At 69.1% G+C, this 15238-nt stretch carries 13 protein-coding genes; 5 read left to right on the top strand and 8 right to left on the bottom strand.

Going from position 1 to position 15238, the window contains the following annotated elements; all coding sequences use genetic code 11:
• Positions 1-17: 17 nt before the first annotated feature.
• Positions 18-2129, bottom strand: coding sequence for a RelA/SpoT family protein (locus MHZ35_RS07120; RefSeq protein ID WP_125962012.1), 2112 nt, complete (start codon positions 2127-2129; stop codon positions 18-20).
• Positions 2130-2274: 145 nt separating this feature from the next.
• A complete protein-coding gene (locus MHZ35_RS07125; protein WP_239434975.1) occupies positions 2275-3483 on the bottom strand; it encodes an LL-diaminopimelate aminotransferase in 1209 nt (402 codons plus the stop codon).
• Between the two features lie 174 nt (positions 3484-3657).
• On the opposite strand from MHZ35_RS07125, the gene MHZ35_RS07130 reads away from it, so the two are divergent.
• The 4 genes from MHZ35_RS07130 to murA all read left to right on the top strand — a co-directional run bounded on the left by MHZ35_RS07130 (position 3658) and on the right by murA (position 8304).
• Positions 3658-5442 (top strand): PHA/PHB synthase family protein, encoded by a 1785-nt coding sequence (locus tag MHZ35_RS07130; protein ID WP_239434976.1) that lies wholly within the window; start codon positions 3658-3660, stop codon positions 5440-5442.
• Positions 5443-5561: 119 nt separating this feature from the next.
• Positions 5562-6335, top strand: a complete 774-nt coding sequence (gene phaP / locus MHZ35_RS07135; protein WP_239434977.1) for a phasin family protein — start codon at positions 5562-5564, stop codon at positions 6333-6335.
• Positions 6336-6502: 167 nt separating this feature from the next.
• A complete protein-coding gene (gene clpS / locus MHZ35_RS07140) occupies positions 6503-6883 on the top strand; it encodes an ATP-dependent Clp protease adapter ClpS (protein ID WP_375781651.1) in 381 nt (126 codons plus the stop codon).
• 137 nt (positions 6884-7020) lie between these two features.
• Positions 7021-8304, top strand: coding sequence for a UDP-N-acetylglucosamine 1-carboxyvinyltransferase (murA, locus tag MHZ35_RS07145; RefSeq protein ID WP_132883209.1), 1284 nt, complete (start codon positions 7021-7023; stop codon positions 8302-8304).
• 56 nt (positions 8305-8360) lie between these two features.
• Here the strand turns inward: murA and MHZ35_RS07150 are convergent, their stop codons facing one another.
• Genes MHZ35_RS07150 through MHZ35_RS07165 form a run of 4 tightly spaced genes read right to left on the bottom strand, consistent with a single transcriptional unit; the run spans position 8361 to position 11029 of the window.
• The gene (locus MHZ35_RS07150) at positions 8361-9317 is read right to left on the bottom strand and encodes a cation diffusion facilitator family transporter (RefSeq protein WP_239434978.1); all 957 of its coding nucleotides are present in this window, start codon (positions 9315-9317) and stop codon (positions 8361-8363) included.
• A gap of 53 nt (positions 9318-9370) precedes the next feature.
• The gene (gene coaD / locus MHZ35_RS07155; protein WP_239434979.1) at positions 9371-9880 is read right to left on the bottom strand and encodes a pantetheine-phosphate adenylyltransferase; all 510 of its coding nucleotides are present in this window, start codon (positions 9878-9880) and stop codon (positions 9371-9373) included.
• On the bottom strand, positions 9877-10782 hold the full coding sequence (locus MHZ35_RS07160) for a polyprenyl synthetase family protein (protein WP_239434980.1): 906 nt from the start codon (positions 10780-10782) through the stop codon (positions 9877-9879). Before MHZ35_RS07160 ends, coaD begins: the two co-directional genes overlap by 4 nt.
• A gap of 1 nt (position 10783) precedes the next feature.
• Entirely contained in the window at positions 10784-11029 is a 246-nt protein-coding gene (locus MHZ35_RS07165; RefSeq protein ID WP_125962020.1) for an exodeoxyribonuclease VII small subunit, read from the bottom strand.
• 100 nt (positions 11030-11129) lie between these two features.
• Between MHZ35_RS07165 and MHZ35_RS07170 the strand changes: the two genes are divergently transcribed.
• Entirely contained in the window at positions 11130-12533 is a 1404-nt protein-coding gene (locus MHZ35_RS07170) for an NAD-dependent succinate-semialdehyde dehydrogenase (protein WP_239434981.1), read from the top strand.
• 170 nt (positions 12534-12703) lie between these two features.
• Here MHZ35_RS07170 and MHZ35_RS07175 read toward each other — a convergent pair whose 3' ends face one another.
• Together MHZ35_RS07175 and MHZ35_RS07180 are read right to left on the bottom strand one after the other, a co-directional pair.
• Entirely contained in the window at positions 12704-14080 is a 1377-nt protein-coding gene (locus MHZ35_RS07175) for an efflux transporter outer membrane subunit (RefSeq protein WP_239434982.1), read from the bottom strand.
• Complete coding sequence (locus MHZ35_RS07180) at positions 14077-15198, bottom strand: HlyD family secretion protein (protein ID WP_239434991.1); 1122 nt, start codon at positions 15196-15198, stop codon at positions 14077-14079. The genes MHZ35_RS07175 and MHZ35_RS07180 overlap by 4 nt, the downstream gene beginning before the upstream one ends.
• Positions 15199-15238: the final 40 nt, after the last annotated feature.

Consider the following 15238-nt stretch of genomic DNA (forward strand, 5'->3'; position numbering starts at 1 on the left):
CGCCACTGACAATCCTGTCAATTGCTTTGGGTGGAACCGTCGATGCGCTGCGCTGCATTCACCACGTCGGCGGCCCGGAGTGCTGCCAGCAGGCGCATCAGGTGGGTCGCGTCCCGCACCTCCAGGTCGATGGTGTTGGTGTGGAAGGTGGTGTCGCGGTTGTCGAGCCGCAGTCCAAGGATGTTCGCCTTGTGCGCGCCGATGATGGTCGCGATCGCGCCCAGCGCACCCGGCTCGTTCTTCAGCGTCACCGCGATGCGCGCAGTGCCGCCCTCGGCACCGTCGCCCCAGGCGACGTCGATCCAGTCGGCGTCGTAGCGATCGGCGAGCGAGGGACAGCTGATCGCATGCACCTCGATGCCGCCGCCGGGCTTGCGCAGCGCGACGATGCGATCGCCCGGGACCGGGCGGCAGTCCTCGGCCAGGTCGAAGGCGACCCCCGGCGTCAGCCCCTCGATCAGGATCGGGGCGCGCTGCCCGAGCAGCTGCTTGGCACGAGCACCCGCGGCGGTGCCGGGCATCAGCGCCTCGATCACCGCCTCGTCGTCCAGCTTGCCGTTGGCGATCGCGTCGCGCAGCGCGTTCTCGTCCGACAATCCCAGCCGCTTGAGCGCGTCCTCCACCGCCGCCGCGCTAAGCGTGACCGGCAGCCGCGCGACGATGTCGTCATAGAGCTTGGCACCGAGCGCCAGCGTCTCCTCGCGCTCCTTGTGCCGCAGGTGCCGGCGGATCGCCGCCTGCGCCTTGCCGGTCACCGCGAAGTTCAGCCAGTTGCTCTGCGGCTCCTGCGCCTTGGACCGCAGGATCTGCACCTGGTCGCCGTTGCGCAATTCGGTACGCAGCGGCACCACGCGCCCGTTGACCTTCGCGCCCACCGCTTGGCTGCCGAGGTCGGTATGAACGGCATAGGCGAAGTCGATCGGCGTGGCGCCCTTGGGCAACTGGTGCAGCTCGCCCTTGGGCGTGAAGGCAAAGATGCGATCCTGGTACATCGCCATGCGCGTGTGCTCGAGCAGCTCTTCCGGGCTCTCGGCCGTGTCCAGGATTTCCACCAGGTCGCGGATCCAGCTGACCTGGGTGTCGGGTCGCACCGCGTCCTGCTTATAGGCCCAGTGCGCCGCCATGCCGAACTCGGCCTGCGCATGCATGGCGCGCGTGCGGATCTGGATTTCGACGCGCATGTTCTCGGAATGAATGACGCTGGTGTGCAGCGAGCGATAGCCGTTGCGCTTGGGCGTCGAGATATAGTCCTTGAACCGGCCCGGGACCATCGGCCAGCGCCGGTGGATGATGCCTAGCGCCCGGTAGCATTCCTCCTCGGTCTCCACGATCGCGCGGAACGCCATGATGTCGGTCAGCTGCTCCATGCTGACGTGGCGCTCCGACATCTTGCGCCAAATGGAATAGGGGTGCTTCTCGCGGCCGGAGACCTCGGCCTCGATGCCGCTGCGCTCCAGCAGCTGTTTCAGCCCGCCCGCAATGCTCTCGATGCGCTCGCGGCCGCCGGTCTGCAGCTGCTCCAGCCGGCGCGTGATCGACTCATACGCTTCCGGCTCGATCTGCTGGAAGGCGAGCGTCTGCATCTCGTTCATGAATTCGTACATGCCGATCCGCTCGGCGAGCGGGGCGTAGATCTCCATGGTCTCGCGCGCGATCCGCCGCCGCTTCTCGGGCTTGGCGATGTGATGCAGCGTGCGCATGTTGTGCAGCCGGTCGGCCAGCTTCACCAGCAGCACGCGAATGTCGTCGGACATCGCCAGTAGGAACTTGCGCAGGTTTTCCGCCGCGCGCTGGTTCTCGGTCTGCGCCTCGATCTTCGACAGCTTGGTCACGCCGTCGACCATGCGCGCCACCGATGGCCCGAACTTCGCCTCGATTTCCTCCGGCGTCGCGACCGTGTCCTCGATCGTGTCGTGGAGGATCGCGGTGGCGATCGTCTCGTCGTCCAGGTGCAGGTCGGTCAGGATGCCCGCCACCTCGATCGGGTGGCTGAAATAAGGGTCACCTGATGCCCGTTTCTGGCTGCCATGGGCATGCATTGAAAAGACATAGGCGCGGTTCAGCAACGCCTCGTCGGCCTCCGGGTCATAGCCTTTGACCCGCTCCACCAGTTCATATTGTCGCAGCACGGGAACTAGATGGGGTGGCTCGCTGCTGCTTTGCAACGAAATTCTCCCGCTTCAGGGGGAGATTTGCTTCGACGGCTCTCGGGGATGCGGCGCAGCATCGCCGGGCTGGCGGCGGAGCGAAGACCGGCCTCGCTCCGCCCCTGGATCAGCCGGCCGCCTGGCCGGGCGTGTTGACGCCCATCGACTGGAGGTAGCGCTTCACGTTGCGCGCCGCCTGGCGCAGCCGTTGCTCATTCTCGACCATGGCGATGCGGACATAGCCCTCGCCGTTCTCGCCATAGCCGACGCCCGGTGCGACCGCGACCTTGGCATGGGTGAGCAACTGCTTGGAGAACTCCAGCGAGCCGAGATGTGCCAGCGCCGGCGGCAGCGGCGCCCAGGCGAACATCGAGGCGGGCGGGGAGGGGATGTCCCAGCCGGCGCGCGCGAAGCTCTCGACCATCACGTCGCGACGCTTGTGATAGAGCTGGCGATTGCGTTCGACGATGTCCTGCGGGCCATTGAGCGCCGCACAGGCCGCGGCCTGGATGGGAGTGAACGCGCCATAGTCGAGGTAGGACTTCACCCGCGTCATCGCCGCGATCAGCTGCTTGTTGCCGACCGCGAAGCCGATGCGCCAGCCCGCCATGGAATAGGTCTTCGACAAGGAGGTGAACTCGATCGCGACATCCTTCGCGCCCTTCACCTGCAGGATGGAGGGCGTCGGCTTGCCGTCGAAATACAGCTCCGAATAAGCGAGGTCGGACAGGATCCAGACCTTGTTCTCCTTCGCCCAGGCGACCAGCCGCTCGTAGAAGGCGAAATCCACCGCCTCCGCCGTCGGGTTCGACGGATAGTTCACGACCAGGATGCTCGGCCGCGGCACGGTGAAGTTCATCGCCCGCTCGAGGCTTTCGAAATAGGCATCGTCCGGCGTCGTCGGCACCGCGCGGATGGTGGCGCCCGCGATGATGAAGCCGAAGGTGTGGATCGGGTAGCTGGGGTTGGGCGCCAGCACCACGTCGCCGGGCGCCGTGATCGCGGTGGCGAGGCTGGCAAGCCCCTCCTTCGATCCCATGGTCACGACGACCTCGGTTTCGGGGTCGATGTCGACGCCGAAGCGCCGGCCGTAATAGTTCGCCTGCGCACGCCGCAGCCCGGGGATACCCTTGGACGCCGAATAGCCATGGGCATCGGGCTTGCGCGCGACCTCGCACAGCTTGTCGATCACATGGGGCGGCGGCGGCAGGTCCGGGTTGCCCATGCCCAAGTCGATGATGTCCTCCCCGCCCGCGCGCGCCGCCGCTCGCATCGCGTTCACTTCGGCGATGACATAAGGCGGCAGGCGCTTGATGCGGTAGAATTCCTCGGACATCGGTCCCTCGTTGCTTGATGGAGCGTTCTTCTACGCCATTCGCGCGCTTGCGGGAAACAAAGTTGGCGTCCCGCACGCATCGGCCGCAACGAAAACACGCCCACCCGATCGGGCCTGACGCAACCGCTGGCTTGCGCTACACCCGCCGGACGGCACCAGATCGAGAGGAATGTCATGGCAGACGATGCCGCACCCCCGCCGCCGGAGCAGCCGGCGATCCCCTCGCTCGCCGACATCCAGCATTGGACGGCGGTGTTCGGCCGCGCGCAGCAGATGCTGCTGGAGCATGGCTTCGCCTTCCCGGCCGACAAGGAGGCCAAGGCGGCTCCGGCCGGTGACGCTGCTCCCGCCGCACTGCCGGCCTGGGCGGATCCGTTCGCTTTGGCACAGGCCGGTGCCGACTATTGGGCCGACACGCTCAAGCTGTGGCAGCGCTTCGTCGATCCCGCCCATGCCGAGCCGTATGTCGAGCCGGAGGCGCAGGCCCGCGACCGCCGGTTCAAGGCGCCGCAATGGCACGAGCAGCCGGTGTTCGACTTCATCCGCCAGAGCTATTTCCTGGCCTCCGAGCATCTGATGAAGGGCGTCGACGCGCTCGAAGGCGTCGAACCGCGCCAGAAGGAGCGGCTCCGCTTCCTTGCCCGCGGCTTCGTCGACGCGATGAGCCCGACCAACTTCCCCGTTACCAACCCGCTGGTGCTGGAGCGGATCGTCGAGACGCGGGGCGAGAACCTGCTGAAGGGCCTGCAGAACCTCTTGTCCGACATGGCGCGCGGGCAGCTAACCCAGAGCGACGCCAGCGCGTTCGAGGTCGGGCGCAACATCGCCACCACGCCCGGCAAGGTCATCAAGCGCACGGAGCTCTACGAGCTGATCCACTATGCGCCGACCACCGAGAAGGTGCTGGCGACGCCGCTGCTGATCTTCCCACCGTGGATCAACCGCTTCTACATCCTCGACCTGACGGCCGAGAAGAGCTTCATCCGCTGGGCGGTGGAGCAGGGGCTGTCGGTGTTCGTCGTCTCCTGGCGCTCGGCCGACGCCAGCATGAAGGACGTGCGCTGGGACGATTACGTGCTGCGCGGCCAGATCGATGCGATTGACACCGTGCGCGCGCTGCTGGACGTGCCGGCGGTGCACACCGTCGGCTATTGCGTGGCCGGGACCACGCTTGCCGCGACGCTCGCGCTGCTGGCGGCGCGCGGGGAGGCGGACAAGGTCGCGAGCGCAACCTTCTTCACCGCGCAGGTCGATTTCTCCCAGGCGGGCGAGCTGTCGCTGTTCGTGGACGATGACCAGCTGGAGTTGATCCGCACCTTGTCGGCAGAGGGGTTCCTGGACGGCCGGGTCATGGCCGCCACGTTCAACCTGCTGCGCGGGCGGGAGCTGATCTGGAACTATGTCACCGCCAACTATCTGCTTGGCGAGGACGCGCCGCCGTTCGACCTCCTCCACTGGAATGCGGACGTCACCAACCTGCCGGCGACCTGGCACCTGAGCTACCTGACCGACCTCTACCGTGACAACCGGCTGGTGCAGCCCGGGTCGATCGCGATCGATGGGACGCCGTTGGACCTCACCACCGTCCGCACCCCCAGCTACATCCAGGCGGGGCGCGAGGACCATATCGCGCCGGCAGAAAGCGTGTGGCGGATCACCCACCACTTCGGAGGGCCGCTTCGCTTCGTCTTGGCGGGCTCCGGCCACATCGCCGGCGTCGTCAATCCGCCGGCCGCGGGCAAGTATCAGTATTGGCTCAACGACTCGCCCGGAGTGGCGACGCTCGCCGACTTCCTGGCCGGCGCGCGCGAGGTGAAGGGCAGCTGGTGGCCCGACTGGATCCAGTGGCTGCGCGGGATCGATGCTGCGGAGGTTGCGGCGTCGGGCGCACGCGTTCCGGGCGAGGGTGCGCTCCCGGCGCTGGGGCCGGCCCCTGGCGAGTATGTTCTGAAAATATAAGGGATCGCGGGCATTTAGCGGTTTTGTGAGCAGTGATGCTGCGCCGCACAATCCCGATTGCAATGGGCGGCAACAAGGCGTATTTGTTGCAGCGCAGCAGCGCGCAGGAGGCCGTTCGCATGGCAGGCAAGGAACCCAAGGCAAAGGCGCCCGCGCCATTGGCTCGCAAGGCTCCGCCGCTTCGTGCCAAGCCGGCCGTGTCCCCGCCGCCTGTTGCCGCCGCCGCCGAAAAGAAGCCTGTCGAAGTCCCGTTCGTGGCACCCGCCGCGCCGGAGCCGATCGAACAGCTCGTGGCTCCGGTGACCGCGCAGTTGGAAACCATCGCCGACAAGCCCGCCGACACCGCTGCCGCCGCGATGGCCGCAGCCGATGTGCAGGCGCATGCCGGGGAAACCAGCCCGGACGCCGCCCAGCCGGCCGCGCCCGCGCCAGAGGAACGCACCATGATCCACACCAACGAAGCTGCCGAAGCCACCACCGACAAGGCGCAGGCCCTGTTCTCCGACTTCAACGCCCGCACCAAGGCGGCGATGGAAAAGAGCGCCAAGAGCGTCGAGGAAATGACCGACTTCGCCAAGGGCAACGTCGAAGCGCTGGTCGAGGCCAGCCGCATCGCTGCCAAGGGCTTTGAGTCGATCGGCCACGACGCCGCCGACTTCGGTCGCCGCAACTTCGAGAACGCGACCGCGACCATGAAGACGCTGGCGTCCGTCAAGTCGCCGACCGAGTTCTTCAAGCTCCAGTCCGACTTCTTCCGCGGCGCGTTCGACTCGTTCGTGGCCGAGACGTCGAAGAACACCGAAGCGATGCTGAAGCTGGCCGGCGACGCCGCGCAGCCGCTGTCGAACCGCGTCGCGCTCGCGACCGACAAGTTCAAGGTCGTCGGCGCCTGAACCCATCCACGCGTCGGGTTTGACGCGGGAAGAAAAGGGGCGTTCGCGCAAGCGGGCGCCCTTTTTTCATACCCGTTGCTCGGCCGTGGCGGTGGTCCGGCTGTGCTGGTCCGGCACGGCCAAATCCACCGGTCGCCGCGCACGCGGCCTTGCCCTTGCGACTTGCGATGCCATATTTGCCGTTCGTGATGATCGATGCCTCCACCCTGCGTCCCCGCCTTGCAGAAGGCGGCGAGAACGACGACGATTCGGGCTCCGTCTCGGGTGTCGCCACGCGCACCCGCACGCGGACCAAGAAGCCGACGCCTTATCGCGTGCTGATGCTCAACGACGATTACACGCCCATGGAGTTCGTCGTGCTCGTCCTCCAGCGCTTCTTCCGCATGAACATGGAAGAGGCGACTCGCGTGATGCTCCACGTCCACCAGAAGGGCGTCGGCGTCTGCGGCGTGTTCAGCTACGAGGTGGCGGAAACCAAGGTCGGGCAGGTGATGGACTTCGCGCGCCAAAACCAGCATCCGCTCCAGTGCACGTTGGAAAAGGCCTGATCGCCGGGCGCTGATCCCTCCTCGCTTCTAGTGCTCCTGCGCAGGCAGGAGCCCAGGGCCGCACGCACCACCGACCATTGTTCTGCCTGGCCCGGGCTGCCGCTTGCGCGCCGCCCGCAACTGAGTAAAGCCGCGACATGGACCGTATCCTCATCCGCGGCGGCAACCGTCTGAAGGGCCGCATCGCCATCTCGGGCGCGAAGAACGCTGCCCTCACGCTGCTGCCTTGCGCGCTCTTGACCGAAGAGCCGCTGACGCTGCGCAACCTACCGCGCCTGGCCGACGTCGACAGCTTCGGCCACCTGCTCAACCAGTTCGGCGTCTCGACCATGATCGAGGGCGCGCACCCCAGCGACTTCGGCCGCGTGATGACGATGCGCGGGCAGCGCCTGACCTCCACGGTCGCGCCCTATGACATCGTCCGCAAGATGCGCGCCTCCATCCTGGTGCTCGGCCCGCTGGTCGCGCGCGCGGGTGAGGCGACCGTGTCGCTGCCGGGCGGCTGCGCGATCGGCAACCGCCCGATCGACCTGCACCTCAAGGCCCTGGAAGCCTTGGGCGCGGAGATCGAGCTCGCCGCCGGCTATGTGAAGGCGACGGCGCCGAACGGCCGCCTGCCCGGTGGCCGCGTCACCTTCCCGATCGTCTCGGTGGGCGCGACCGAGAACGCGCTGATGGCAGCCGTGCTCGCTTCGGGCTCCTCGGTGATCGACAACGCCGCGCGTGAGCCCGAGATCGTCGACCTGTGCCGCTGCCTGGTGGCGATGGGCGCGCGCATCGACGGCATCGGCACCGAGCGGCTGGAGATCGAGGGCGTCGATCGCCTCCACGGGGCCACCTATGCCGTCATGCCGGATCGGATCGAGGCGGGCAGCTATGCCTGCGCGGCCGCGATCACCGGCGGTGCCGTCGAACTGGCGGGGATCGCCGCCGAGGACATGCGCGCGACCATCGACGCGCTGGTCGAGGCGGGCGTCACCGTCGAGGAGCGCCGCAACGCGCTGTTCGTCGAGGCGACCGGGCCCATCGGCCCGCTCACGCTGTCGACGGCGCCGTTCCCGGGCTTCGCCACCGACATGCAGGCGCAGTTCATGGCGATGCTGACCAAGGCCAATGGCGCCAGCGTGCTCACGGAGACGATCTTCGAGAACCGCTACATGCACGTGCCGGAACTGGCGCGCATGGGTGCCGACATCCAGGTGCGCGGCCGGGTGGCCGTGGTGCGCGGTGTCGACAAGCTGGTCGGCGCGCCCGTGATGGCGACGGACCTCCGTGCGTCGATGAGCCTGATCATCGCCGGCCTCGCCGCCGAGGGCGAGACCTCGGTCAGCCGCATCTATCACCTCGACCGCGGCTATGAGCGGCTGGAGGAAAAGCTGCAGGCAGTCGGCGCCGACATCCAGCGCGTCGGCGGGGAGTAAGGGGAGGGGGCAGACTGCCCCTTCTTCGCCCTGCTAGCGGGGGCGAGCAGCCGGGATCAGACCCTCCGCTCGCCCATGCCGCAATCCGCGGCTTCGGACAGCTCGATCTGCAGCGTGGCGTGGCCGATGCCGAAGTCGTGCGCCAGCCGGTGCTGCGTGCTCGCCAGGAACGCATCGCCCGGATGCCCGCCTGGCATCACCAGATGCGCGGTCAGCGCCGTCTCGGTGGTGCTCATCGGCCAGATGTGCAGGTCGTGCAGCCGCGCGACCCCAGGCAGCCCCGCCAGCATCGCGGCCACCTTGTCCGGATCGATGCCGGGCGGCACCGCCTGCAGTGCGAGCACGGTGGATTCCTTGAGCAGCCCCCAGGTGCTCCACAGGATCACCGCCACGACGAGCAGGCTGACCGCCGGATCGATCCAGGCCGCACCGCTCCACAGGTAGAGCGCGCCGGCGATCACGACGCCGGCCGAAACCGCGGCGTCGGCGGCCATGTGCAGGAACGCGCCGCGGATGTTCACGTCGCCCTTGCGCCCGCTCGCGAACAGCATCGCCGTGCCCAGGTTCACCAGAATGCCGATGGCGGCGACGATCATCACCGGCCCCGCCTCGATCGGCTGCGGATCGGAGAGGCGCCGGAACGCCTCCAGCGCGATGGCGCCCACCGCCACCAGCAGCACCAGCGCGTTCGCCAGCGCCGCCAGGATCGAGGAGCCGCGCAGCCCATAGGTGAACCGCTTGGACGTGGGCCGCTTGGCAAGCTCCGCGCCGCCCCAGGCGATCAGCAGGCCCAGCACGTCCGACAGATTGTGCCCCGCGTCCGCCAGCAGCGCCACCGAGTTGGTAAGGAACCCCGCACCACCCTCGATCGCGACGAAAGCAAGGTTGAGCGCGGTGCCGATCGCAAAGGCGCGGCCGAAGTCGGCGGGCGCATGGCTATGCCCGTGGCCGCCGTGCGCATGGCCGTGGCTATGGCCATGGCTATGCCCGTGATTCGCGTGGTCGTGTCCCATCCCGGCCTGGGTAGCTGGCCGGGGGGAGGTGATGCTAGCCCATCGGCCGCGCCTCAGGCGCTGCCCTTGCGTCCCATCTTCTCGACGCGCGCGACCACGTCCTCGCGCACCGCGGGGCACACGAACTTGCTGATGTCGCCGCCGTAGAGGGCGATCTCCTTCACCAGCCGGCTGGCGATCGGTTGAAGCGAGACGTCGGCCATCAGGAACACCGTTTCGACCCGCGGATTGATCTGCTGGTTCATGCCGGCCATCTGATATTCGTATTCGAAGTCCGCGACGGCGCGCAGGCCGCGCACGATCACGCTGGCGTGCTCGCGCTCGGCGAAGTCCATCAGCAGCGAATCGAAGCTCACCACGCGGATGTCGCCGCCGATGTCGGCGACTTCGCGCTCCACCATCGCCAGCCGCTCGGCCAGCGAAAACATCGGCGACTTGGACGGGTTGGTGGTGACGCCGATCACCAGCCGGTCGACCAGCTTGGCGCCGCGGCGGATGATGTCCATGTGGCCGCGCGTGATCGGGTCGAAGGTGCCGGGATAGACCCCGATGCGCACGCTCACCGATCACGCTCCAGCACATAGCGGGCGATGTCGCGCAAGAGGTCCGCCTCCGGGCCAAAGGCGTGGAGATGCGCCACCGCCTGGTCGATCAGCATCCGCGCCTGTTCGCGCGCGCGCTCCTGGCCCAGCAGCGAGACGAACGTCTCCTTGCCGGCGTCGCCATCCTTGCGAAGCGCCTTGCCGACCGCCGCTTCGTCGCCCTCGACGTCGAGCAGGTCGTCGGCGATCTGGAAGGCGAGGCCGAGGTCATGCGCATAGCCGCGCAGGCCGGTGCGGCCCTCCACCGGCAAGCGACCGAGGATCGCGCCGGCTTCGACCGAACAGGCGATCAGCGCGCCGGTCTTGAGCGCCTGCAGCCGGGTCACGGTGGCAAGGTCGAAGCGGGTGCCCTCCGCCTCCAGGTCCATCGCCTGGCCGCCCGCCATGCCCGCCGGGCCGGCAGCGCGCGCGAGATCCGCGATCAGCTCGACCCGTACGCGCGGATCGGGATGAGTCTCCTCGTCCGCGAGCAGCTCGAACGCCAGGGCGTGGAGCGAATCGCCGGCCAGGATCGCCGTCGCCTCATCGAACGCCTTGTGCACCGTCGGCTTGCCGCGGCGCAGGTCGTCGTCGTCCATCGCCGGCAAATCGTCGTGAATCAGGCTGTAGACGTGGATGCACTCGATCGCAGTCGCAACGCGCGCCAGGCAGGTGCGGTCCACTGCGAACAGCTGGCCGGTGGCGAACACCAACAGCGGCCGCAGCCGCTTGCCGCCGCCGATCGCGGCATGGCGCATCGCTTCGTACAGCGGCGCGCGGGCATCCTCGGGCACCGGCAGCAGCAGGTCGAACTGCCGGTCGATCTCCGCCCCGACCTCGCGCAGCGCGGCCTCCAGCGACGAAAGGGTTTCGGCGGTCGCCACGTCAGCCCGCGGCAAAAGGCGTGGTGCCGGTCGGGCGGCCGTCGGCGCCCAGGCGGATCGCCTCGATCCGCTCCTGCGCGGCATCCAGCCGGGCGGCGCAATGCTGGCGCAGCTTGTCGCCCCGCTCATAGAGCTGGATCGCCTTGTCGAGCTCCTCGTCGCCCGTTTCCAGCCGGCCGACGATCTGCTCCAATTCCTTGAGCGCCTGCTCGAAGCTGAGCCCCGCGACGTCCTGTTCTTCTGTCATGCGCGAGCTATGCGGCAGGTCCGCTAAAGGCGCAACCGCCGGACCGATCGGCGTGCTGCCGCGTTACTGCGGCAACCCCGAAACCGTCGAGAAAGCCCCCATGTTTACTAGCATCAATCCCGCCACGGGTGAGACCGTCGCCACCTATGCCGAGCTGACGGACGCCGAAGTGGAGAAGAAGGTCGCGGCCGCTCACGCCGCCTTCGCGCAGTGGCGCACGACCGATCTCGCCACCCGCACGGCGCTGCTCTCCGCGATCGCCGACCAGTTCGAGGCGAACAAGCAGCGCCTGGGCGAGATCGCGACGCGCGAGATGGGCAAGACGCTCAAGTCCGCGATCGCCGAGGTCGAGAAATGCGTCAGCGGCTTTCGCTATTATGCCGAGCATGGGCCGAAGCTGCTGGAGCCGGTCGAGGTGCCGCTGGCCAAGGGCACCGGCAGCGCCCGCTGGCTGCCAATCGGCGTGGTGCTCGCGATCATGCCGTGGAACTTCCCCTATTGGCAGGTGGTGCGCTTCCTTGCTCCCTGCATCCTCGCGGGCAACGTCGGCCTCCTGAAGCACGCCTCGCTCACCCAGGGCTGTGCGCAGGCGATCGAGGAGATGGTGACGGCGGCCGGCGCGCCGGAGGGGCTGTTCGCCAACCTCGGCATTCCGTCGCGCCGGGTCGCGCCGCTGATCGAGGACGATCGCATCGTCGCCGTCACCCTCACCGGCAGCGAGGGCGCAGGCATCAAGGTCGCCGAGGCCGCAGGCCGCGCGCTCAAGAAGGTGGTGCTCGAACTCGGCGGGTCGGACCCGTTCATCGTCATGCCGTCCGCCAACCTCGACGCGGCGGCCCAGGCGGCGGTCACTGGCCGTATCCAGAACGCCGGGCAGTCGTGCGTCTGCGCCAAGCGGATGATCGTCCACGCCGACATCTACGACGCCTTCCTCGACAAGTTCGCGCAGGGCATGCGCGACGCCAAGGTCGACGATCCCATGGCCGAGGACACGACCATGGGCCCGCTCTCCAGCGTCGAGCAGCGCGACACCGTGCTCGAACAGGTCGCAACCGCCCAGCAGAAGGGCGCGCGGCTGCTGATGGGTGCCGAAAAGATCGACCGCCCTGGCGCCTGGATGACGCCTGGCGTCCTGGTCGACGTGCCGCTCGACGATCCGGTTGCGCAGGAGGAATTGTTCGGCCCGGTCGCGATGGTGTTCCGCGCCGCCGACATCGACGAGGCGATCCGCATCGCGAACGATGTCCCCTTCGGCCTCGGCTCCAGCGTCTGGACCAAGGACCCCTCCGAGCAGGAGCGCTTCGTGCGCGACATCGAGGCCGGCATGACCGCGATCAACCAGATTCTCGCCTCGGTGCCGGAGGCGCCGTTCGGCGGCATCAAGCGCTCCGGCCACGGCCGCGAGCTCGGTCCCTGGGGCCTGCACGAGTTCATGAACCTGAAGGCCGTGCTCCGCGCGCCGGAGACGGCGCCGAAGGACGCCGGCAGCGCCGCCAGCGAATAGCGCGATAGCGGTTTGGGCGTACCCCGGCGGAGGCCGGGGCCCAGTTGGGGTGGCCGTGCGAGGTTCGCTGCCCTTTCGGCCGACATCACAACTGGACCCCGGCCTTCGCCGGGGTACCGGAACGAACGGCCGACGGACCGTGCCCCGCGCGCGAACACGCCCTGGCGGAACTACGGCGTCGGCGTGCCCGCCCAGCCGCCGCCCATCGACTGGTAGACGGCCACCAAGGCGGTCAGCTGGTCGGCGCGCGCCTGGGCAAGCGCCAGCTGCGCGTTGAACAGGCTGCGCTGCGCATCGAGCTGCTCCAGATACGGGCTGTAGCCGGCGCGGTAGCGGTTGGTCGCGTGCCGCAGCGTTTCGGCAAGCGCCACCCGCTGCGCCTCCAGCCGCCGCTGCTGCTCGCCCAGCCGATCGACCGCGGCCAGCGCATCCTCCACCTCGCGGAACGCGGTCAGCACCGTCCGCTGATAGGCAAATGCCGCCTGGTCGCGCCGGGCGGCCGAAGCCTCGACGCCGCCGCGCAGCCGCCCGCCCTGGAAGATCGGCGCGAGCACGCTTGCCCCCAGCGACCAGATGCCGACCGGGCTGCCCAGCGAGCTGGAGAACAACTCACCGGTCGATGCCGCCAGGTTGAGCGAGGGAAGGAACGCCGCGCGCGAGGCGGCGAGCGTCGCGTCGGACGCCGCCAGGGTCAGCTCGGCCTGCGCGATGTCCGGACGCCGGCGCAGCAGTTCGGAGGGCAGGGTGGCCGGGATTGCCGGCGCCTGCAGCGTCGCGAGCGTGGCTCCGCGTTCGATGGCGCGGGGCGACTCGCCGATCAGCACCGCCAGGGCATCCTCCTGCCGCCGCGCGGCGAGCTCGAGCGTCGGCAGCGTCTGCGCGACGTTCTGATACTCGGCTTCCGCCTGGCGGAGCTCCAGTTCGGAGGTGTAGCCGACTTCGGCGCGATTGCGGGCGATGCGCAGTGCCTCGCCGCGGGAGGCGATCGTATCGCGCGCGATGGCGATGCGAGCATCCAGCCCGCGCAGGGTGATGTAGCCGGACGCCGTCGCCGCAGCGACGCTCAGTCGCGCGGCGTCCGCCGCAGCGGCCGCGGATTCGGCGGACAGCCGCGCTGCCTCGACCTGGTTCGCGATGCGCCCGAACAGGTCGATCTCATAGGCGGCCTGGAATACCGGCTGGGCTGAGGTGCCGACCCCGGGCTGGCCGAGCGCATTGACGCTGCGCGATTCGGTCAGGCTTGTGCCGGCGCTGAGGGTCGGCAGCCGGGCGGCGCGGGCGATCGTCTCCTGGGCGCGCGCCTCCCGCACCCGCGCGACCGCAATCCCGATCTCGCTGTTGCGGGCAAGCGCCGCCTCCACCAGTCGCGTCAGCACCGGATCGCCGAAGCGCTGCCACCATTGCGCGTCGACCGCCGCGCCGGCGGGCAACTGCGTGCGCCATGCCGCCGGAGGCATGACGGAGGCACCCGCGGGCGGGGGCGTCTCGGGTGGGGTGCAGCCGGCAGCCAAGGCGACCGCCGCAAGCGCGCAGAGGCTGCGCCTCATCGGGCGGTCGGGGCGGGGGTGCCCCGCGTATCGACGCGTGCGTCCACCGACATGCCCGGCCGGAGCCGGTCGAACAGCGGGTCGTTGCGGTCGATCGCGATCCGCACCGGGATACGCTGCGCCACCTTCACGAAGTTGCCGGTGGCATTGTCGGGCCGGATCACGGTGAACTCGTTGGCGGCGGCCGGCGCGATGCGCTCGACCCGGCCGTGCAGTTCGGCGCGGGCGAGCGCATCGACGCGGATGGTCGCCGGCTGGCCGGGCGCCATGCGCGCGGTCTGCGCTTCCATGAAATTGGCCATCACCCACACGGTCGGCGGCACCAGGAACACCAGCTGCGTGCCCGCGGTGACATACTGCCCCAGCCGCACGCCTACCTCACCCAGTCGCCCGTCCTGGGGCGCGCGGATCACGGTGTTGGCAAGGTCAATCTCGGCGAGGCGCAGCGCCGCGCGCGCACCTTCGACCGCCGCCTCCAGCCCGCCGCGGCCGACCGTCACCGATCGGACCTGTTCCTGCGCGACGCTGCGCTGCGCCTCGGCCTGATGCACGGCGGCTTCCGCCTGGCGCAATGCCGCGAGCGTCTGGTCGCGCTCGCGCAGCGACACCGATCCCTCGTCCACCAGTTCGGCGACGCGCCGCATGTCCGCCTGGGCACGGGCGAGCTGGGCGCGCGCATTCTCGACCGCCGCGGCCTGGCCGCCCAGCGTCGCCTGGCTCGACCGCTGGCTCTGGGCGGAGTTGCTGAGCGTCGCGACCTGGGTGGCGAGCTGCGCGCGCGCCTGCTCCACCCGCTGGCGATAGATGCGGTCGTCGATCCGCGCGAGCACCTGTCCCTTCTTCACCACCTCGAAGTCGCGGACGGCCACCTCGGTGATATAGCCGTTGACCTGGGGCGCGATCACCGTCGTCTGCCCGCGGACATAGGCATTGTCCGTTTCTTGGAACGCCGTGGTGAAGGGCGGCAGGCCCCAGGCGTAGAGTGCCAGCAGCACGCCCGCGACCAGCATCGCGATGAAGCCGATCGTGGCGCGCAGGCTGCCGCGTGGCGGTGCCCAGCCGCGGGAGGGGGCCGGCGCGGGAGCGGCAGCCGCGTCGGCCTGCGGCTGGACCTCGATCGGATCCTTGAGCCGCTCGTGCGGCTCCGGGGCGGGGGGG

The organism is Sphingomonas sp. ACRSK, assembly GCF_022346685.1.
GTDB lineage: Bacteria > Pseudomonadota > Alphaproteobacteria > Sphingomonadales > Sphingomonadaceae > Sphingomonas > Sphingomonas molluscorum.